This window comes from Pseudomonas sp. Irchel s3a10, assembly GCF_900187525.1.
Taxonomy (GTDB): domain Bacteria; phylum Pseudomonadota; class Gammaproteobacteria; order Pseudomonadales; family Pseudomonadaceae; genus Aquipseudomonas; species Aquipseudomonas koreensis_G.
In genome coordinates this window covers 200,786-221,371 of record NZ_FYDR01000002.1, presented here as the reverse complement: position 1 = coordinate 221,371, position 20,586 = coordinate 200,786, and the positions used below count along the sequence as shown (strand labels likewise).

At 52.7% G+C, this 20,586-nt stretch carries 13 protein-coding genes; 8 read left to right on the top strand and 5 right to left on the bottom strand.

The features are described 5' to 3' along the window. Window positions 1-82 precede the first annotated feature (82 nt). From CKW11_RS06615 to CKW11_RS27655, 4 genes are all read left to right on the top strand, one after another. On the top strand, window positions 83-3,025 hold the full coding sequence (locus tag CKW11_RS06615; RefSeq protein ID WP_095136912.1) for a membrane-targeted effector domain-containing toxin: 2,943 nt from the start codon (window positions 83-85) through the stop codon (window positions 3,023-3,025). An 841-nt stretch (window positions 3,026-3,866) separates the two neighbouring features. Further along, complete coding sequence (locus CKW11_RS06610) at window positions 3,867-5,705, top strand: ATP-binding protein (protein WP_143499935.1); 1,839 nt, start codon at window positions 3,867-3,869, stop codon at window positions 5,703-5,705. After that, window positions 5,705-6,589, top strand: a complete 885-nt coding sequence (locus tag CKW11_RS06605) for a HAMP domain-containing sensor histidine kinase (protein ID WP_095136910.1) — start codon at window positions 5,705-5,707, stop codon at window positions 6,587-6,589. Before CKW11_RS06610 ends, CKW11_RS06605 begins: the two co-directional genes overlap by 1 nt. Further along, complete coding sequence (locus tag CKW11_RS27655; protein ID WP_143499933.1) at window positions 6,586-7,995, top strand: hypothetical protein; 1,410 nt, start codon at window positions 6,586-6,588, stop codon at window positions 7,993-7,995. Before CKW11_RS06605 ends, CKW11_RS27655 begins: the two co-directional genes overlap by 4 nt. 280 nt (window positions 7,996-8,275) lie before the next feature. Here CKW11_RS27655 and CKW11_RS06600 read toward each other — a convergent pair whose 3' ends face one another. Further along, window positions 8,276-10,561: a restriction endonuclease gene (locus CKW11_RS06600; protein ID WP_095136909.1), complete on the bottom strand. Its 2,286-nt coding sequence runs from the start codon at window positions 10,559-10,561 to the stop codon at window positions 8,276-8,278. Between the two features lie 483 nt (window positions 10,562-11,044). Further along, complete coding sequence (locus tag CKW11_RS06595) at window positions 11,045-11,404, bottom strand: CopG family transcriptional regulator (protein ID WP_095136908.1); 360 nt, start codon at window positions 11,402-11,404, stop codon at window positions 11,045-11,047. 837 nt (window positions 11,405-12,241) lie between these two features. Between CKW11_RS06595 and trbJ the strand changes: the two genes are divergently transcribed. The 3 genes from trbJ to CKW11_RS06570 all read left to right on the top strand — a co-directional run bounded on the left by trbJ (window position 12,242) and on the right by CKW11_RS06570 (window position 15,208). After that, the gene (gene trbJ, locus CKW11_RS06585; protein WP_095136906.1) at window positions 12,242-13,084 is read left to right on the top strand and encodes a P-type conjugative transfer protein TrbJ; all 843 of its coding nucleotides are present in this window, start codon (window positions 12,242-12,244) and stop codon (window positions 13,082-13,084) included. A 190-nt stretch (window positions 13,085-13,274) separates the two neighbouring features. Next, on the top strand, window positions 13,275-14,885 hold the full coding sequence (trbL, locus tag CKW11_RS06575) for a P-type conjugative transfer protein TrbL (protein WP_095136904.1): 1,611 nt from the start codon (window positions 13,275-13,277) through the stop codon (window positions 14,883-14,885). Between the two features lie 2 nt (window positions 14,886-14,887). Continuing rightward, window positions 14,888-15,208 (top strand): hypothetical protein, encoded by a 321-nt coding sequence (locus CKW11_RS06570; protein ID WP_095136903.1) that lies wholly within the window; start codon window positions 14,888-14,890, stop codon window positions 15,206-15,208. A 1,278-nt stretch (window positions 15,209-16,486) separates the two neighbouring features. On the opposite strand, the gene CKW11_RS06560 is transcribed toward CKW11_RS06570, so the two are convergent. Together CKW11_RS06560 and CKW11_RS06555 are read right to left on the bottom strand one after the other, a co-directional pair. Further along, window positions 16,487-17,821, bottom strand: coding sequence for a hypothetical protein (locus CKW11_RS06560; protein ID WP_058423430.1), 1,335 nt, complete (start codon window positions 17,819-17,821; stop codon window positions 16,487-16,489). Window positions 17,822-17,893: 72 nt separating this feature from the next. Continuing rightward, window positions 17,894-18,115 carry an AlpA family transcriptional regulator gene (locus tag CKW11_RS06555; protein ID WP_058423359.1) on the bottom strand — a complete coding sequence of 74 codons (222 nt, stop codon included), beginning with the start codon at window positions 18,113-18,115 and terminating at the stop codon, window positions 17,894-17,896. Between the two features lie 83 nt (window positions 18,116-18,198). Between CKW11_RS06555 and CKW11_RS06550 the strand changes: the two genes are divergently transcribed. After that, a complete protein-coding gene (locus tag CKW11_RS06550) occupies window positions 18,199-19,170 on the top strand; it encodes a LuxR family transcriptional regulator (protein WP_095136901.1) in 972 nt (323 codons plus the stop codon). A 69-nt stretch (window positions 19,171-19,239) separates the two neighbouring features. Here the strand turns inward: CKW11_RS06550 and CKW11_RS06545 are convergent, their stop codons facing one another. Further along, complete coding sequence (locus CKW11_RS06545; RefSeq protein WP_095137385.1) at window positions 19,240-20,448, bottom strand: site-specific integrase; 1,209 nt, start codon at window positions 20,446-20,448, stop codon at window positions 19,240-19,242. Between the last annotated feature and the right edge of the window lie 138 nt (window positions 20,449-20,586).

Sequence of the window (20,586 nt, the reverse complement as noted above, 5' to 3'; positions counted from 1 at the left end):
GACATAACTATGTAGTGCACATGCAGCGAACAGCCGGGCCATCCTGTGACACCCGTTTCTCAAGGACAGAGAGCCCGATCACATGACCAACCCGATGCCCAACGCCGCCGACAAGGCCGCGCTCAAGGCGATTGCCGCCACCGTCATCCAGACCTGCCCGAGCCTACAGGACGCCGCTCGACAGGTCGCCAGCGACCTGCTGAACAAATACCAGGTCCACGGCCTGGATCCGGATCAAGTGTATTTCCACCGCTTCAACGCCTCGCAAAGCAGCTCGAATACCTTCACTGGCTGGGAGCACGCGCACGCCACGCCCACTTCAAGCATGACCCTGACCCAGTTGGTGATTCACCGTTTCCGCGTCGCCGATCAGGATAACGCCGACCTGCTCGACGTCTATGGCGGTTTCTATACTGCCGGTCCCGATGCCCGTACCTTCGATGAACGCGATGAAGTGCGCCTGCATGGCAACGATGTGCTCAAGGACTTCTGGAGCATCGACTTCAGCGCGCTGTACGACGCTCAACTGAACGCATACTGGAACACCCGCGGCAGCGACTTTCGTACCCTGGCCAAATGCAATTTCCTGATCAAAGCGCTACAGGCGCGGGATAAACGTCAGCTGAGTGACGAGGATTTCCAGTTTGTCACGCAAGCGGTGATCGGCCCGCTGACGTGGCCGGTCAGCCTGCCAATGCTGCAGGCCCAACACCCTTGCCCGAACAGTGTGCGCACGCTGGACATTGCCGGTTACGCCGCTATCAACGTCCTGCGTTTCGTCGCGCCCCAGGGTCGGCAGATCCTCTACCTGCCCGGTGACAGCGATGCCTTCCATGTACTGGAAAGCGCCACCGACCTGCACTTCTGGATCCTGCAGCGGATGAACACACCCGTCGTGCGCGAGACATTCCTTGCGCATTTCTCGCTGGCGGACCGGCAGCAGATCAACGCCAATCTTGGTGACCTGATGAATCGCCTGGTGGCCACGTGGGGCCGCTACGATCACTCGATGATCAATCAGGACAACCGCGCGGTCAGCGGCGACGCCTTCACCTGGCTGAGTGACTCGACCCGTACGGCGATGTTTGCCGAAGCCAGCCTGTCCCTGACCTCCAACGGTGAACTGCGCAAGAAGCTGTGGATCGGCTACCTCAGCGCCGGGGTCAAGGTGTTCGGGCCGATGGCGGTGGTCGGCTGGCCAGTCGCATTGCCGGTGATCGGCGCCAGCATTGCCAACATGGGGCTGAACATCGATCAGGCGGTCAATGGCAAAACCGCCGCCGAGCGCAAGGCCGGGATTCTGGGTGCGGTGCTCAGCGGCATCGACATGCTGTTCAACCTGCTGGCACTCAAGGGTCCGGGATCGCTAGCCGAGGTCGGCCCCGAAGTGGATGCCGCCGAAGCGGCGGAGATGGCTGACCTGACCGATAAAGGCGGGACGCCGATGGGTGGGCCTCAACTGCCGATTGCCACGCCCTTGATTGAAGACACCCCGCGACCGGTCGTTCCGCCGAACTGGCAAGCCAATGAGTTGCTCGACGGCATTACACCGGTGAGCGAGCCCGGAAAATTCCAGGGCATTTATCTGCTCGATTCAAACCCGTCGACCGCCATTTTGATGGATGACACCGCCTATTACGTACGCTACGAAGCCGATATCAACGGCAGCGGACACTGGGCGGTCATTGATCCCGAGCATCCCCACGGCTTTACTCGTTCGATCCCGGTACGCCTGAACCCTGAGGGTGAATGGGAAACCATGCCGCGCGCGGGACTCAGCGGCGGCGGCAAGCCTTCGGGTCTGGCCGGATCGAGCAGTCGCAGCCCGGTGGTCGCCCTGCCCGCCTCGCAATACGACGTGCCTGCCCCCCTCAAGACGCATCTGGAGGAAGGCGCGGCCGGGATGAATGACGAAGCCCTGCGTGACTTCTACGACAGCCTGAACGAGTTCGATGCCTACCGCGATTTCAAGGTCATCCGCAAACGCCTGTATCACGATGCACTGGATTTTTTCAGCACGCTGCGCCTGCCCGATCGTCCTCCGGTGCCCGCCCTGGCGGCAGATGCGACCGCCGAAGAAATCATCGAAAAAATCCTCGAACATGCCCGGGGCCTGGTCATCGGCGAGAGCCACACGGCCATCGGCAGCAAGCAATGGCTGATCGAGAACATGCAATTGCTCGCCAGCAAACAGGTGAAGAGCCTGTACATGGAGCACCTGCTGACCGACTTCCATCAAGCCGCGCTGGATGAGTTCTTCCGCACGGGCAACATGCCGCAAAAACTGGAGGCCTATCTCAAGTCACTCGACGTCGGCAACATGACCGATCCGCTCGAGCGCTACACGTTCCTGGAATTGGTCAAGGAAGCCAGAAAGCAGGGGATCCATGTGCAAGCCATCGATTGCATGGCGAGTTACCGACTCAACGGCATGGATCTGCCGGCCGGCAATAACACCGCGCGGCAGAAAATGATGAATTACTTCGCCCGCCTGATGATCCGTGCTGACCAATCCGCACGTGGCGCGCACAAATGGGTGGCGCTGATGGGCAACTCTCACTCCAACACTTTTGATGGGGTTGCCGGCGTAAGCGAACTGGAAGAGGCGATCGGCATTCGCGTCGAGGATGTTGCCGAAGGGACTTCACGGGGCATTGAAGCGGATCCCGGGAGAATCCTGCCGTTGGGCGGTACGGCGCACGATCGTTCCGCGCTGGTCAGGGGCGACTTGCGCCTGCAAATCGAAACACCCTGGACCGCGCACACCATGACCGAATTCGAAACCCTGCTGCCTCGCCATGGCATGTACTCCCTGAAGCAACAACCCAACCTGACATTCATCGTGCATCGCAGCCGCACGCGAGAACTGGTACGGACCGTCATCGACACCGACGGCAAACATTTCTACATCGAACGCCCCGGCTGGCCTTCGGTCAGCGGTAAACGCTACCCGAGCATGAAAGCGCTGCTGCAAGCTCTGGATGACATGGGCATGCAACTGGGCGGATGGTCAAAACCGCTATAACGCAAAAACAGAAAAGCCGTGTGAAACGAATTTCACACGGCTTTTCGGTTGCAGCGATCAAGCCTTTACGGCTTGCTCGGCATTACTCCCACTCTATTATCAATAACAGCCAGATATGCCTGTAACACTAAGCATTAATGGCACCTTCTTTTAAAATACCATGGATAATACCATTATAGACGCCGCCATATCGATGAAAGCAGCGTCTACCTAGCACCCCAGCCAGCAAGCCCAGGAAATACAGTTCTCCGTCCGGCCTCGAGAAATGCAATCCAGGCTCGGTTGGGCTTATGACACCTTCGCAACATTTGCGTGCTGAGCAGTGCTGATCCTTTCGGTCAAATGTGAAGGAATAAGCAGTCCGATGCTGGACTCAAGGTGGCTACGAGCTTGGATGGGAGCCAGTTATATGCGTCATCCAATGCCGGGGCTTCGACAATTGGACCCAGCTGAACCGCCCTGCATCATTTGGAATCTCGCAACGCGGACGGGCACAGCGTGTACCGCAATGAAGAAGTCACCCTTGTACGAGCTGTCAAAGTGGTGATGTTTGACTAGGGCTCAATCCGCAGCGCCTTTCCCACACGCCTGCGGAAAACCAACGAAAAGTCACCATCTACGTCATTCCGCAGCCCGAAAATCGAGGGACCGAGGAATATTAAGGTGCCATCATCCACACTCTCAAGGCTAATCGTTGCTACCCAAACCTCCCGAGAGCATGATGCTGAAGACGTTTATAGGGCTCCCACCTCTGTTGCGAACTCAGCTGCCTGAGTGCTCAGGCAAGGACAGAGAGTAGGAAAACGAAAAGAATCACTTTAAGCAAAGGACTGGTTTAAGCATGTATATAAAAAGAGTGCAGATTGAAGAAGGCTTTTTAGACGGCCTAGATGTAGAGTTCACTTCAGGATTAAACGCAGTAATTGGTGCGAGAGGAACAGGTAAAACTTCACTAATAGAAATAATTAGGTTTTGTCTCGATGTAAACAGCACCACATCGGAGACCACTAGACGAAGTAAAGACCACGCGCTATCAGTTCTCGGCTCTGGCCAGGTGACTGTAACACTCGTAGACGGCGAAAATACTATTTTAGTTAGCCGTACAGCCAGCGATGCAGCACCTAGAGCAACGGCCCAATATAGAAAACCCGTAATTTTCTCGCAAACCGAAATCGAAACTGTGGGACTTGAGGCAGCAGGTCGACTCAGATTACTCGATGGATTCGTGAAAGCGCGACCGGACACTGATACTCAAGAGAGAGAGTTGATCACAGAGTGCCGAACTCTGACACAGCAGGTCGAGCTGTGTAGAAAAGAAATCGACGATTTTGAACAAACGCAAAAAGCACTGCCTGCATTAAGAGAAGAACTGAAACTAATAATACCAGCAGAGGAAAATGTTTCAAAAAGCTCTGAGGCGCTCCAGCAAAAAACAAACTTGCTCTCCGTACAGACTACTACAATATCTAGCGTAAGTGTAATGCTAGAGCAGGTAACGCGCATTAAAAACAATGTAGCAAACTGGAGCCATGAAATAAAACGAGGCATCGATAATGCACCTGTAAACTCAGTAGAATTTGAGCACGCTGCGCTCGTGTTATTAAAACCACTACTGGAAAGAATCGAGGGTGTGAAAGGCAGACTCGGAGCAGAACTAAACGAGGCAGTAAGCATATATCATGAACTGGACGGCGTAATTACTAACTTTACAAGCAACAAAGTAATCTTAGAGGACCAAGCCCGACAGCTGCGACAGGAAGTAGAAAGTCTACAAGCAGGTTCCGGAAGCGTCCTTAGAAAAGGACAAGAAATTCGGGAAAAAATAGCAAAGCTTGAGTCAATAACATCCTATCTGACTTCGAGAAAGACAATACTCGCGCAACTCATAGGAAAAAGATCAGAAGCACTCGATAAACTTGACAAAATACGCGAGGAACGTTTTTCCGCTCGTTCTGCAGCAGCAGATTGGCTGAATAAAATTGTAGCTCCGAATATTAAGGTATCCGTCTACAGAAATGGACAGTCCAAAGGATTTTCTGCGGCCATTTCTGAAGCGCTTAGGGGAAGTGGGCTTAGATATGCTGACGCGGCAGACGGCATAGCAGCGAACTTGAGTCCACGCGCTTTGCTTGAGGCTGTCGATAACTTTGATGTGGGGCTAATCGAAGACGCTGCTAGCATCACTTCGGATAGAGCATCTCGCATACTTTTGCACTTAAAGAGTTGCGAGCTAGGCGACTTATGCACTATAAACATTGAAGACGAAACTTCTTTACAGCTACTGGACGGAACCGATTACAAGGATATATCAGAGCTATCGACCGGCCAGCGCTGCACGGTAGTACTTCCATTAATACTCTCGCACATGAACCGAATGTTGATTGTGGACCAGCCTGAGGACCATATCGACAATGCATTCATTGCGGAAACCCTGATTAAAGTAATCTTATCAAGGGGTGACCAGGGACAAATCATTTTTTCTACTCATAACCCTAATATTCCCGTATTAGGTGATGCCGACTTAGTCCTACACCTAGGGTCGGATGGTCGTCGAGGGTTTAGACTTTCATCAGGACCGTTAGAAAACATAAGTATTGTAAATGCAATCAGCACAGTAATGGAGGGTGGCGCCAAAGCTTTTAGTCAGCGAGCGAAGTTCTACGGGGAGCATATAAAATAATGACCCGAGAGGAAGCGCTAATCACTCTATCGAATGGCAATTCGCATGCTAGATTTACAGCAATGCGAGCTTTAGAGCGCTTGGCACTTGACACAGACATCCAGACATTATTAAAAATAAAAGCAGCAGAAACAGATTTAATACTGATTAGACGAATTGAGCGCTTGATCACTGGCCTTGGAAACAGTAGACCCACCGAAACTTTCGAAATCGATCCTACTCCTCCTGAAGTTAGAAAAAAACTCCGCGCAGAAGCTATTGAGTGGGTGGCAGGACTTCTGCTTCATGAGATAGGCTCTAAACTGGGCCTTTTAGCCAGTACCGTCTCTAAAGAATTACTCAACTATGCTGACTCAGACACAAAAAGACGTATCGAACATTTACAAGACACATTTGATGGAATTGAAGAACTTAAAAAAGCCACTTCTGTGCCTAAACCAGTTGAAATGGATCTTCCAACGTTAGTTAGTGACTTAGTAGAGCTCGAAGCTACAGACAAAGAAATTGAAATTTCACTTGTAGGTCGAACCCCGTTAATTATTTTCTGCGATCGAGGGCTTTTGAAGTTAGCTTTATGCAACGGTATTAAAAACGCAATTGAAGCCTCTCTATCTATTGCCAATGCAGAGAGAAAAGCTTCTGTAGTGGTGAGCTGGGGTCAGACAGATATTGACAACTGGATTAGCGTCATTGACAACGGACCCGGGCTACCAAGCAATGTCACACATTCATTCACTCTGGGCGAAACAAGCAAGCCTGGGCACTTAGGCTTCGGACTGGGTATAGCGAATCAGGCAATTGAAACGCTACATGGTACTGTCGAGCTCCGTAACTCTGGATCAGATGGAGCTGTTTTTAAATTGAGATGGAGCTTGAACGCATGAAAATATTGATTGTAGAAGATGACGTAGAATTTGTTGGGGAAATACAGTCTCGAGTAACCGCAATATGCCGAGAGCCTTCATATACAATAGCGGGAAGCTTCCAAGAAGCATCCAGCGCAATTGAGTCTGATTTTTTTGATCTGATATTTCTGGATTTAAAAATACCTACGGTACCGGGCGGAATGGACAGTGATCCCCAACATGGGCGAAATCTATTAGACATTGCTATAGCTAACGCGCCGGGCACGCCAGTATTTATGCTTACGGGGTCATCCGCTGAACAGTTTCTTTCCGACATGATGGCTCTAAGCCACCAAGTCGACATATGGGGCCAAGGGAAAGTCCTACCGCTTATAGGATTTCAGCCCAAGCATCGACTCGATATGTTGGATGATAAAATTAAGCCATATATAGATGCATTCGATAGCGTATGCGAGGTGGAGCTAGACCTGTCGTGTGAGATATCCATTCCTACAAACAGATTGATAAGGATTTTCACTGCATCTGTAGGTGGCGTATTCTGCAAGGTGGCGAGAATAAACAGCGGATTGTCTGTCGCATCTGTTTATAAACTTGAGGTTAATGACGGAAGTGGGAGCAGGATTCACAACTCAATTGCAAAAATTGGCCCGCCTTCTGAAATCCAGGATGAAGTTGAGCGACACGATAGATTTATATCAAGATTAGAACCGAATGCTACTCCGCGTAAGGTGGCAGTATTAGCCCATGGCGCCAAGAAGACTTCCGGCGTATTTTATAGCTTAGCGTCAGCATCCGAATTAAACGGTTTTTCGTTTATAGAAAATGATTCACTTGCTCTAATCGAAAGATTGAAAGATTGCGTTCATCCTTGGACAGTGTCTGCCACTCAACGTAGAACTACAGTCAAGGATATTCGAAGAATCTTTATCGATGACGATGCTTTTAAAGCTGTATCGCATCTCATCGCCAATGACTGGACGGAAAAATTTGAGACCAATCCCATTTATGTGATGTGGGGTTGTGTACATGGCGACCTACATGGCCTAAATATTCTCGTATCGCCAGGCTCAGTTCCAGTATTGATTGACTACGGCGATGTAGGAGAGGGGCCGCTTAGTACTGATGCTATTACTTTTGAACTCAGCGTATTTTTCCATCCAGAAGGTCCGTATAAAAATATCGAATGGCCAAGTGAAAGCACAGCATTATCTTGGGGGCAGCCAGAATTTATAGACGACCAATGCCCAGCTCCCGAGTTTTTCAGTGAGTGCCGTAAATGGGCAGAAACGGTGTCCGTGGGTAAACGCGAACGGGCTGCCGTCGCGTATGGTTATTTAGTCAGGCAGCTAAAATACGAAAACTGTAATATTTCGAGAGTGAACGCGCTACTATCTGGAGTAAAAAAATTATTCGATACCGCATAATATGCGATACAGGAATGTGACAAAAACTTCCGACGCACTATGGATTCTAATCACTCCAGCGTCGGAAGACTTCAAAAAAAATATCAGCTTTAACTAAGAACCGGATCAACATCTTTAATACACTGCCTACTGATAAAAAGCCTTTCATATCCAGAAAGATCTAATCGATTGATCACTCACGATTCAGTATCAAGAATCCTAATCCGAATATGGTGTCGAGGCACGTCTTCATAAGGCTCGCTTCCCTAAACGAAAGGTAACCCACTATATGTAGGTCAGCCTAGCGTTCAAGAAGAGAGGTGAATAGGTCTCGAAGCGCTTTGTCGTCAAAGTTCTCCTCGTCACTCTTTTTAGACGACGGAAAACTTGGAGAGGAGGCGCGACTGCTACGGTCTTCAATCTCGTATATGCGATCCTCGATGGCTGAAACGGCGCTATTCAAAACAGCGTTCGACACACCGAAACGCGGCGCGAACTTTTTCAGGGCATCAATCCGATCCGACAGAGAGGACTCGCTATCATCCTCGCGAATGCGGCTAGTATTCTCATCGAAATCTTCGAGCACTGCTGCCCGCAAGGCACTGGTAATGTTGGCGGGCAGCCCCTCCTTTGCGTCCACCGCATCGACAAGTGTGGAGAGCATGTCACATGAGCTCCAGCGTATAGTGTCCGTGAGCGCCTTTTCTAGGAGCTCAAGGAACTCCGCCTCGTAAATGAACTGGCGACCATAGCCCCTGTCACTTAGCCGGCAAAATAAGTCGATCAGAGCCTCCCCATCTGACCAGGCACCGAAGCCTTGCTGTGGATTGCGGACAATCACCATGATGCTGTCGGCAAACAGCTGTTCGTTCGTGAGCTGCCACCAATCCATCAGCATTCGGAGCCGCTTGGAGTTTGCGGCATCATTGTATTCGAGCGAGCGGACGTCCCCAGCTCGCGGACGCCAGTGTGGACGCGTTTCGATCATCCCCAGCATGCCAACGCAGGCTCTGGCGATCTTCGTTTGATCGATTTCGCTAAGCCCGTTCGGATGCACGAAGTCCCACAGGCGCGACAACCAGTCGATGGAAGCCGCTGTGGGAACAAGGCGAATAAGAAGGTCAGTGTCCAGCAAGTATGTTGAGAGATAGTCCTTAAGTGAAGGGTTGAGAAAAGAGACGATTGGGCCGCTGATGTTGACTATGCTGACAAAGCTACCTTCCAGAATGCGAAGGGCTTCTTCGAAATCCTTAGGTCCATGTGCCAGACCGTAGGCAGTGCTCATCGCGGTATGCAGGGTCTCGAAAGAGGAGCGAAGAGTGCCGAGGTAAACGCCGTATTCCGCGAGGAAAAACATCGCCATCAGGAGGTGCCTGCACCGATGATCAATGTGCATCCGGAAAGCGGTGTCCCAAATCTGGCTAGGGTTGTTCAGGGCGCCGATGAAAGCTTCGGAATAGTTTGCCGGTTCAATATCACCGATGCGAAATGCATCGGTCATTGCCTCAATGACACGTGGGTTATAGTTCTTGTGATCAACAATTTCCGCGAGCTTATTGCTTTCCAATAGCGCCAGGATATGCGACTGCGGTGTCTCTAGTACTAGAAGATGATTATAGAGAATCCGCGCCTTGATCCGGCGGGTATAGATGCCAACATCAAGCACGTACTTCGTCACATCGAGGCGCTGGTCGCCAAGATGTTCGGAGACTCTCCGGGCTTCCTCAAATATGTAACCCCTCGTCGTCAGTATAAAACGGGCGTTCGGTGAGCGTCGTACGCGACTCATAAACCGCGCTAGATCAGAATCCTTGTGCGCTAGAGCTTGTCGGTCAAGAGCGACCTTTCCTAAGAAGTCGTCGAAGAGGAATACCTGCTTTTTGCTGTCGGTAATGGCAGCGAAGCCGTCTTCGAGACTGCGGATGGGAACTAGCTCCCACTGCTCGCTCAGGAAGGTGTAGCAAAGCATCTCGGCCAGGGTCGTTTTGCCAACGCCCGGTGGACCAGAGATGATGAGAAGCCGATGTTTCTCTAGTGAAGCTAGTGATTCGTCGAAGCTGGGGTTTGATGCATAGACGCGAACCTTTTGTTCGATGTCTTCCTTCGTGAACGCTGCAAAGGTGTGGGCCGCCGCACGTACGACCCGCTCCAAAACACCCGCTCCCGAGAGCCACAGTTTGATGTGCGACTTGAGGATGTCTGGGTACTTCCGGAGAAGACCGTTGATGTCCTCTGGACCAAAAATATCCGCTTCAGACTTCAGGCTTGTCCCTATGAGCGAGGCGAGCTTGCCCTTGCCAAGCGGAGTGAACTTACAAGAGGTCGCAAGAATATATCGGGTGTGAGCCAGCTTATCGATGGACAAGCGCTCACGTTTCATCGCGGCCATCAGTTGGCTGAACGGCGAACCTTCGTAATGCTTCGCCTGGAGAATGACGTTACCGCTGGCCTGCGCGTGCCGACCATCAATACCGCCATCTGGCCCTGCACAGAATGCCTCGAAGCGAAGTCCCTCTTCTTTTCCAATGAGGTCCCGGACCAGGTCCTCAAAGTCTGCCGATGAGAGATTTCTAAAGTCATAGTTCATGCGGCAGTATGGTCCATTAAAAATTTCGCTCCTATCAACTGCTGTCAGCGCACACGCAATGCGGCGGCTAAGCGAGCAGATCCTCAAGCACAGAATCAGATCTGGGGAAAACTGGATGCAACGATTCGCCGAAATTAGGCATGCTGGTACTACTCGTGTGCTCTAAACGCTAGGGATAGCTGTTGTAACAAAAGAGCCAGTTCTGCTGGGCTGCCTTCGCGTAGCACGTCGGCAAGTAGTTCAGCCGCGTATGCTGGATCAGCACGAAGCTGCTCGGACATTGCTTCACTGTGCGGTCGATCTTTCATCTGGTCCTCCCCCTATCGCCTAGTGACCTGCGAGCTCAAGCCAACCAATAGCATACGTTGAGCAATTGAGCGACGGCATCGTTCTCAAAACAGTCCGAGGGGCAGCCAATCGGCTATCAGTCTTTGTGGATTGCACAATCCAAAAGCTGTTCAGAACTAAGACTTACCTGTGAGCTTAGACAATCGCTCCCATCTTCATTCCTACAGCCACCTGCAACCTCCGAAACTCCATCATCACAATTTCCACATCAATGGCGTTCGCGCCTTCTCCACGCTTCTCTGCAAGCCAGAGTTTTAACAGACCAGCAACCCGCACGAGGTCGCCACTCACCTTGGCCAAGTCACCCACGGCGGTCAGGTCCACGACCGACCGAATGGGCGTGTTAGTGCCTATGGCGCGAAAGTAGCCCGATCGGGACATGCCAGCTTCTTTGGCCTTATTCGTGATCACCGCCTTTTCCTCGTCAGTGAACCAAACCTCAATGGGCTTGCCGCGTCGGCGAGCCATTGTTTTTTCTTTGGTGCCGCCTGTCATGGGCGCTCCTGTTGTTGCCGTGTTTTTGCTTTTAGACGCGGCAGCGGCTGTTCGCCTCGCAGAGCAAGATCCGTAGAGCCGCAGGCGAGTAAGGGTAGGTGGTGGAGGCCCTAGCTGCGGAGCAGCGTAGGCCTACAACACACATCTTGCCGTCCAATTCGACGCTAATACATGCGTATCTCTGCGAACGGTTCATATCTAACATACCTACGCATACCTACGCATACCTACGCATACCTACGCATTTATAAGCTAGATTACGCATGGTACGTAAACAATTTTTTGCGCATACTTGCGTAATCATGCTTAAGCGGAGGTTTGATGATGAAGACACCAAAAGAAGGGCTTACTGGCGCGGGGCGGGTGGCGTTTTTAGCGCGTCTCGATGAATTTCGGGGTCTCATTCAAGCCGGTTGGCCGGTAACAGTCGTTTATGAGAACCACGGCGGAGATAACACGGGGCTGAGCTACAGCCAGTTCGCTCGGTACGTAGGAAAGTACATCCGCAAGCCGACCAAACGTGGCGCCCAGCAGCCCACAATTCCTGACGAAATAACAATTCCGGTAGCGTCGGTGCCAGAACAAATGCAGTCCGCCCTCCCAACGGTACCAGCCCCTATGTCGAAGCCCCGACCTGGGTTCCGGCATGACCCAAGCAGCGGCAACCGTGATGATCTTATATAGCCTTCTAAGGGTTTAGCCTTTGCGGATTGAACAAATAATCGCCAAGAATTGATCATCCCCATGTCAACCTAATTAGCCAATCATTCCATCGATGCAACCAGCACGTCCGGGCACGATCAGGCACTGACCAAAGTGACTGATAGAGGCCGGGAAATGCAGCAAAAAATCATAACGCCCATTATCGGCAAAACGCCGCTGGCAACAATTCCCTTGCACGAAACGACCGTTTCTCCTGCTCGGAAACTCCGTCGTCAGACGGCCTATGGTGCCAAAATTGCCGTAGCCGTCTTTTTCGGATTGGCCATGTACATCGCTCCACCGCCGGCTTACGCCATCTATTGCTCGAACTGCTCGACGTTCTATCAGCAGATGTTCGAGTACGTCGAGGCTGTTAATACCGCCTTGAACACCGCCGAGACATTACAAACGCAAATTCAGCAGTATCAGAACATGGTCACTCAAGGCACCGGCTTGCCCAGCTCAATGTTCGGTAGCGTCGCGGCCGATCTCAAAAAAGTGGCCAACATCTACACCCGCTCGCAGTCTCTAGGCCGCCAGATCCAGAACATGGACTCGCAGTTCAATACGGCTTTTCCCGGCTTTCAATCCTATCTGAATCAAGCTGCAAACTCGGCAGAAGTACCGGCGGGTGAGCGATATCAAAAGTGGTCAGAGCAAAACCGCGACAGCGTGAAAATGGCGCTTGAGGCGGCGAACCTCAACACCAGCACTTTCGAGTCTGAGGATACCCAGCTCGATCACATAGTGGCTCGCTCACAGTCGGCCGTGGGCCGGATGCAAGCCATTCAGGCAGGCAACGAGATAGCCTCTCAGAACGTTCAGCAATTGCAAAAGCTGCGCGATCTACTGGCCACGCAAATAACTATGCAAGGCAACTATATGGCTCAGCAGGGCGACCGGAAGGCTGCTAGCGAAGCCACCGAGCAAAAGTTTGAGGCCCGTAAAAATAATTGGGGGCCTTCCGAGGATTTCTAACCATGTTCATATCTAAAAATCTGATCGTTGGGTTATGCATCGCCTCTGCTCTTGGTGGCTCTGCTCTATCTGGATTCATTGTTTCTATCCGCACCGATTGCGTGGCTGTTGAACGGTCGATGCAATCAGACACGGATAAGAACTTTGAAGCACGGATAAACAACTGGGGCCCATCTGAGGATTTCTAACTATGCAACGCTCAGCAGTTGTAGCACTGGTTAGTGCAATACTCTTGCTTTCGGCCGGTAGCGCGATGGCAGCAGGAGATGTAACTCAAAGCAATGAAATGAACGGGCTTTTGCGGATGCTCTATCAAGCCGCAAGTGAATGGTCACCACGGCTACAGGGTTATGCACTCAAATTACTGGCATCTCTCGCTCTCATCCAGTTGGTTTGGACGTTCATGCCTTTAGTGATGAGACAAGCTGACTTAGGCGAAATTGTCGGCGAGCTGATCCGCTTCTTCATGACCATTGGCTTTTTCTACGCAGTCATTGAACATTCCGTGCCATGGGCGACAGCCGTAGTGGACAGTTTCCGAGAAGCTGCGGGCACGGCTAGCGGTTTGGGCCGTGCGCTTCAGCCCGGTGATATGTTCGCGGTGGCTGTCAACTTCTCACGCACCATCGTGGAAGGCATTTCACTTTTTTCTCCGGGTAAAGCAGTCCTTATCGCGCTTGTTGGTTGCTTGGTTTTACTGTGCTTCGCCTTTATTGCGGCATTCATGTTTGTGACGCTCGTAGAGTCGTACGTCATCATCAATGCCTCCGTGCTTTTCTTCGGTTTCGGTGGTTCGCAATGGACACGCGATTTTGCAATTGCACCACTCCGCTTCGTTGTTGCCGTAGGTGCCAAGCTGTTCGTCTTAACATTGATCGTAGGAATTATCGTCACATCGGCGAAGTCCTGGTTAGCCGCTTATACCAATGACGAAGCATCTCTGATGACATTGGCAGGTTTAGCTTTGGTATGCGCCTACCTGACCAAGACTATTCCCGAACTGATTGGCGGGATGATCAGCGGCACGTCAATGGGTGGAGGTTCGGCTATCGGCGGAATGGCAGCGGCCGGCGCTGCCGGTGCTGCTGCTGCAGTCGCCACCATCACCACGGCCGGTGCCGCTGCGCCCGCAGCAGCCGGTGCGCTTGGCGCTGCCGGTGGTGGTGCAAGTGTCGCAGGGGCGGCTGGTAGCGGAGGATTGGCTGGCTCTATTAACTCCAGCTTTGCCGGTGCGGCAAACTCCGGCATCGGTGCAGCGGCCTCAATGGGCAACGCCGCGTCCTCTGGAGTGGGTGCCAGCACTGGTGGCGGTGCAGCAATCAAAGTCTCTACATCAGCAGGGTCGAGCGTAAGTGGCGGTACCGCTAAAGCGACGGCCAGCCCTGCCCAGCCACCTAACAGCGGCGTGCAGCAGGCCGCCAAGCAGGCTGGAAAGGTAGTGCAAGACAACGACGACAAAGACAAACAACAAGAGACACCCAAAAGGGGTATTCAAGTGTCGGGGAATTCCCTTTCTCAAGCGGCGAATGGAGGTGCGAAGGTGCTCGGGGTGATGGCTTCAATGGCTGTACCTGGCATGGAGAACGCGCACGGCCTATCCCTTGGTGCTGGATCAACCCCACCTTCAAATAGCGATGCCAATTCGGCCGCTCCAAACAGCAGCGGAGAGTTAGCCGCTAATTCCGAGCAGGGGGATTTCAACGTGATCCGTCCAGCCTCAGACGCAAGCCCTACTAATGGTCGCCTAGCCTCGCTGAGTGTGCCGGGTACGGTCTCCAACAATGAAAAAACGGAGAAATAATCATGATGGGATTTCTGATGTTCGCTGGATTCGCAGTATTCGCCTTTACGTTCGCCGTTGGCATGTGGGCACTCGGCCGATGGCTTCGAAGCAAAGGTTACGGGCCGCAGCTAGATAAGCTGGATCGGCAGTACACGGCGCTGCAGCTTCGCGTTAGCCCGCTCGCAATGTCCGCTTCGTATCGCATGTTTGTCGGGGCAGAGGCTCTAAATCGACTACCTTTGCTAGGCAGCAAGACTAACGCGAACTTGAACCGGCAAGTTTTGATGGCCATCCAAGCCGCGCAGCAAGCACAGCAGCAAGAGCCCCCTGCCAATCGCTAATCACTACCCTGCCCTACAGACAACCCCGCTCAAGTGCGGGGTTTTGTTTGCCTGCTGCTCATCAAGAAGGCATATGTGCTGCGCTAGGAGCGATTTTCGCCTCTCACCGGCGTGTACCATTACTGAACAACTGAAAAGCGGCTCACCGTCTCCTGAGGCCTTTCGGGGGAAGTAGATAGACAAACCAGCTCCCCGATTTTCTTTTTGGTGTCCACCGGTCAGGGTGTATCCCTCTCGACGCCTCTCGCGTGCTGATCCATTTACCAATAAAATTTACGACGAATACCTGGCCGACACTGATCGTTGACGCTTTCTCAAATGGCCAGGCGGTCACCCTGGTTTGAAAATACAACCTTGCTTTAACTGACTGAACAATCGAGCGGACGAACGTGCGCATTACAGAAAGATCAAAGAAGCAGGAATCAGAAACATCGCCTCCCGAATCAGCAGACCGGAAAAAAGGCGGGATCAAGGCGCTATGGATTGCCTTCCTATCCGCCACCGGCGGAGCGTTGATGGAGTCTTACACAAGCTTCCTTTCTCAAAACATCGGCCCCCTATGCTTGTCGTTGATCGCGTGGGCTCAGGACCACGTCATGCCAATGCCAGCAGACCAACAGATAGTCGCGCAACTCACCTTCTATATGCCGGCGAAGCTCACGACTGATCATTCCGCAGAGATCATGGGAGTCTCACTATTGGGCCGAGACTGCCGACGGCCTGGTGGCAAAAGCGACATCGGGACCTACCAGTTTGGGGACAGTGAAACCTACACAGATGCCGTTGTCCGTGCATCATGTCGTCCATCAGGCAAGACCCGAGTCACAATCACACCGAGGAATGGCAGCCCTATCGTTCTTCACGATGGTTTTTTCAACAACGGGGATCAGGTTGAATTTGGCGCAGTACCTGGTAGCTACGAGCATGGAGTGCTAACCATGCTGTATGTCGGGACAAACCAACCGAGTGGACCGAGGGTGCCGGTTAATCGGACGTCGCCGCAATGAAATAACTACATCCAGCTGCCAAGTCCGATGCGAACACGTGGCCAGATGGATTGCATCTCTGCGACCTACGAAACCAAAGGGTTTCGATTAGTAATATGCACGAACATGGGACAGCTATCGCGGGTACAAGCACCGTCGTCTTGGAACACATCTAAAGGCTCGCGCGACGAGCTCTACCCCCGCCTGCATCAGCAAGAACGAATAGCAGTCGACGACGCGGAGGCTTCGCCATTAGTAATACGGAGGGACATTGAACACTCAACACTGGGGCTTAGCCATTAGTAATACGCACGGACTCTGAACACTCTAAAGGCTGTGCCTTGAGATAGCCGGAAACGGCTCCTACAGAGATGCCCATTTTCTTAGCAATGGCACGCACGCTCATACCTTCCGCTCTGAGCGCTTGAGCCTTCGCCAGCTTAGCGTTAGCCGCTTCGAGGTAGGTTTTCCGGTCTACGGCACCGGCGGCGCGCCTACGGACCTCATCGCGCTTCCTGTCACGCTCTAGGGCCATCTCCGAGCTGATGATCGTCTTGAGCTGCCGCTGTTCGTCCACGGTGATCCTGAATAGGTTAATCAGGGTGCCGTTCTTTGGGGTGTAGAGTGGTGGATAGTCCTTACCTCCGAAACTTACCTTTTCCCCCGCCTCGAAGGCCTTGGCCTTGCAAAATAAAGTCATCAGCTCTTTGGAGCGGCTATTCCATTGCGGATCTAGCTCGCGGGCCAGCGCCGAGGCTTCGTGATACATCTGCTTGCTGTTGGTCGCGCCGGACAGTAGCAGGAAGTTCAAGCGCCAAAACAGGTGCTGCATCCGGCTGCCTTCGTTGACGCCGCCGCGCAGCTCGGCAAGCTTGCGCAGGTCTTCGAGGCGATCCCAAGCAAGCTGGCGGCCGGAGAATCCGCGGAGATTGTCAGCTTTACCGCCGGGCACCAAATGGAAGGGCTTAGGCTTGCGTTTGACTCGCTCGGAATGCTTCTGCCGCTGTTGCTCGATTGTCCAACGGGCAGTTGGTAGCAGGGCCTCGGCCAGATACTCGAAGTTGTAGCGGACGGGCTGGCCATCGGTGTCGTTCGTGACGTGAACCACGCGGCAGACTTCGCCGCTCTTGCTGTTGACCGTCTCGATGGTTCGTAGCACGCGGCTTGCATCTTTGGCCATCGGATCGGCACCGACGTGTGCTAGGCGATCCACTAGGTAGCGTTGGCACGCATTCCAGCGGGGCAACGCCTGACGCGGGATAGTGCCGTCGAGTAGCCATTTTGCTTGGATGCCCCGGCCGCTGTAGATCAATACCGATGGTGCTGGCAATCCTTCTTCTGTGCAGAAGTACAGCACAGACGTCGCCAGTTGGTCAGGCGTGCGACCGGCAAGGGCTGGTATGCGGTAGGTGTCAAGATCGGTGAACAACAGCCCCAAACGGGCAAGGTTCACGACCCGCCGATTAGGGCGGATGAACTCTGCTTGAGACATCCATGTGTCGCGGGTTTTATCCACCAAATTGAGAATGGTGGGCATGTCCGCTAACCGGTGGGAGGACTGGCGTTTTTCGCCACGCACGTCAACCAGCAGCGAGAAAAACCCGCTCCTGCTGCTGTCGTGATACATCTGCGCCTCGCCGTGAGAACTGAACAGCGCAAGCTGCGATATGGGCCCTACGTCGGGCCCGATTCGCACTATTCAGGCTCCAACTCCGGGCCTGGGAGCCGGGCCTGAACCCTTGCAAGCATCAATCCATTCTTCGACCTCAGCCAAATCCCAGACCACCTTACGACTACTGATCGCAATGCGGCGAGGAAATCGACCTTTGCTTTCAAAGTTGTAAATCGTGCGCTCACACAGCGGGATCATCGCTAGAAGCGTCTTCTTGTCGATGAGCGTTCTGTTCGTCGATACGTGCATACCTTGGCCTCTATCAGTCACAGCAAATGTGTGCCTGATCGTGCCCCTATGTGCCGCTTGCTTCGACGGAATGATTGGCTAAAATGGTTGACATGAAAAATTGCTCAGCTATCGCCATTTGGAAGGGATGCGACCCAACCGTCGCAGATGCCATCAGACGATTTCGAGATTGCTGGGAGCCGTACTCCGCAGCATCGAAGCGTTACCCTATCGCTCGCCTTGTAGAAGAACTCATCGACCCCGCTGTTGCTACGTATACGGCAACACTCCCGTCGCGCTATCTAGGGCACGTACCAGGAGCCGGTACCGGCGTAGCATTCAGTGAGATCATGCGATTGGTTGGTTCTGAAGCAATGGTTCGCGTACAGCGCCGATTGCTAAGAGCTTTTGTCCTAACAGAAGACCAGCAGTCCAAGAGAGATCAGCGATTTATCGCCACACTCGAAACGCTGATAGAGCTTGTATGGGCATGCAAGCGCAAGCAACCAGCGAAAAGAAATGTTCGTGGCTTGAATGGTCAACGCTTAAAAGTTTTTTGTAGATTTTGCGGCACGCTTGCAGAGCTGGCCACATTCGCCGAATCCAGCGGCGACGATGGCCAGCGCGGCATGGATGAAAAACTGCGCCTCAGCAACCTTTATTGCGCGGCTCATCGCCCTAAGTTACCGGATGGCGAATGGAATCCTGCGTACAGAAAAGCGAAACGATCTATAGCGCAATTCGACCTAGAATTAGCCAGAGTCAGCCGCCAATGCGCCTCGAGAGGTACTCCGCAGGCGAAATCAGGTGACGAGTTGGTTGACAGCTACATACATAGCTACATGCTTGGCCAAACGTTAACGCTAGCAGAGGAAGCAGAGTTACGGGACCTAGCGCGGCTTATGGTGGACTCAAGATTATCTGATAGAAAAAAACAGATACTCATGCTCCAACGGCTTGGTTTCAATCAATCAGCGATTGCGCGCAGGCTGGGTATCGAACGCCAAGCGGTATCCAAAGCAATTGCCTCAATCCCAGAGATATTTTGGTTGAGTCAGCCACACCGATCCGGTTAGTAGCTCGTTTTAGCGTCAACTAAAATACACAATCAATAGGGGTTCACGCGGCCGAACCGGACTCTTGAATCAAACCTTCGCACGTGGCTTTTTTAGCGTCCACTCGTCAATCATATCCGCCCAATCCTGCAACATCGCCCGACGCTGATCGCGGTATTCAGCCTTGTTATAGACGGCCCGTACGCCCTTCTGCTCGTGCGCAAGGCACTTCTCAATCCAGTCTGAGTTATAACCCGCTTCATGCAGCAGCGTGCTCGCTGTCCGCCTCAAATCATGCGGTCCGAACTTGCTCAACGGCTTCCCCTCTTTCTGCGCGAGCCGATAGGTCAGCGTCAGCACCTGATTGATCGTCGCGGTGCTCATTGGCAAATCGGAATCGTACCGAGAGGGAAAGACGTAATCCGAACCACCGGCAAACGTCTTCAGAGCAATGAAAAAATCCAGCGCCTGCTGAGATAAGAACACCAAATGGGGATTGCGCCGCTTCATCCGCTCTTTCGGAATGGTCCACAGGGCTTCGCTGAAATTGATTTCGTTCCAAGTAGCGTTGGTCAATTCACTTTTGCGAACCATGGTCAGCAACAGCAGCTTAGCGGCGACTCTCACGGATGAGGCAGTGCCGATGCGGTCCAGGTATTGATACATCAACGCGATTTCGTCAGGCCCTAGAGCGCGATCACGTGGCTCGAATTTAGCGATGCTTGCAGGACGCACCAGATCAGCCGGATTCTCAACCTTCTGGCCACGCTCTATCGCCCATCGGAATACCTGCATCACAATCTCGCGGGAGTGCACGGCCGTGGCTGGAGCTCCACGCTCCACAATTGCATCTGTCAGCGTTCGCAGATCCTCATGATTGATTTCCACCAGTTTCTGATTACCGAAGTGCGGCTTTAGCTCGCGCTCGTAAACCGATCGGCGCATGTCCCGGGTTGAGTCAGCCATCTGATACCCACGCAGCCATTTCTCAGCCCACGCATCAAACGTCTCTGCCCCTTTGGTGCGTGCCTTGGCACGGGCTTTCTCTTTGGCAGGTGACTTACCCGCCGAAACCATCTTTTTAGCCTCGCCCAGGCGCTCTCTGGCTTCCGCAAGTGTGATACCACCCACGCCATAACGACCGAACGTGATGGTCTCCTGACGGCCATTGATTGAGTAGTTGTAACGAAATGAGATGGAACCGGCAGCAGTGACGGCCACGTACAGCCCGTCGCGGTCATTCACCTTGTAGAGCTTTTCTTGCGGTTTGAGGTTACGCAGCTTGGTATCGGTCAGCATGGCAGTTACGGATTCCGTGGAAAAAAATACCATGCTCAGAAAAGCACTCATGCACCACGATAAAACCCAATGAAACCGGGCTGATGATGAGATTTGATACCATGCCCTGCCCTGCTAGGGCGACATGGTATCGAGCAC

Coding starts and splice junctions, on each gene's coding strand:
- CKW11_RS06605 (WP_095136910.1), top strand. CDS start 5,705: ATGACCCGAGAGGAAGCGCTAATCACTCTATCGAATGGCAATTCGCAT.
- CKW11_RS06600 (WP_095136909.1), bottom strand. CDS start 10,561: ATGAACTATGACTTTAGAAATCTCTCATCGGCAGACTTTGAGGACCTG.
- CKW11_RS06595 (WP_095136908.1), bottom strand. CDS start 11,404: ATGACAGGCGGCACCAAAGAAAAAACAATGGCTCGCCGACGCGGCAAG.
- CKW11_RS06615 (WP_095136912.1), top strand. CDS start 83: ATGACCAACCCGATGCCCAACGCCGCCGACAAGGCCGCGCTCAAGGCG.
- CKW11_RS06560 (WP_058423430.1), bottom strand. CDS start 17,821: ATGTATCACGACAGCAGCAGGAGCGGGTTTTTCTCGCTGCTGGTTGAC.
- CKW11_RS06570 (WP_095136903.1), top strand. CDS start 14,888: ATGATGGGATTTCTGATGTTCGCTGGATTCGCAGTATTCGCCTTTACG.
- CKW11_RS06550 (WP_095136901.1), top strand. CDS start 18,199: ATGGTTGACATGAAAAATTGCTCAGCTATCGCCATTTGGAAGGGATGC.
- trbJ (WP_095136906.1), top strand. CDS start 12,242: ATGCAGCAAAAAATCATAACGCCCATTATCGGCAAAACGCCGCTGGCA.
- CKW11_RS06555 (WP_058423359.1), bottom strand. CDS start 18,115: ATGCACGTATCGACGAACAGAACGCTCATCGACAAGAAGACGCTTCTA.
- trbL (WP_095136904.1), top strand. CDS start 13,275: ATGCAACGCTCAGCAGTTGTAGCACTGGTTAGTGCAATACTCTTGCTT.
- CKW11_RS27655 (WP_143499933.1), top strand. CDS start 6,586: ATGAAAATATTGATTGTAGAAGATGACGTAGAATTTGTTGGGGAAATA.
- CKW11_RS06545 (WP_095137385.1), bottom strand. CDS start 20,448: ATGCTGACCGATACCAAGCTGCGTAACCTCAAACCGCAAGAAAAGCTC.
- CKW11_RS06610 (WP_143499935.1), top strand. CDS start 3,867: ATGTATATAAAAAGAGTGCAGATTGAAGAAGGCTTTTTAGACGGCCTA.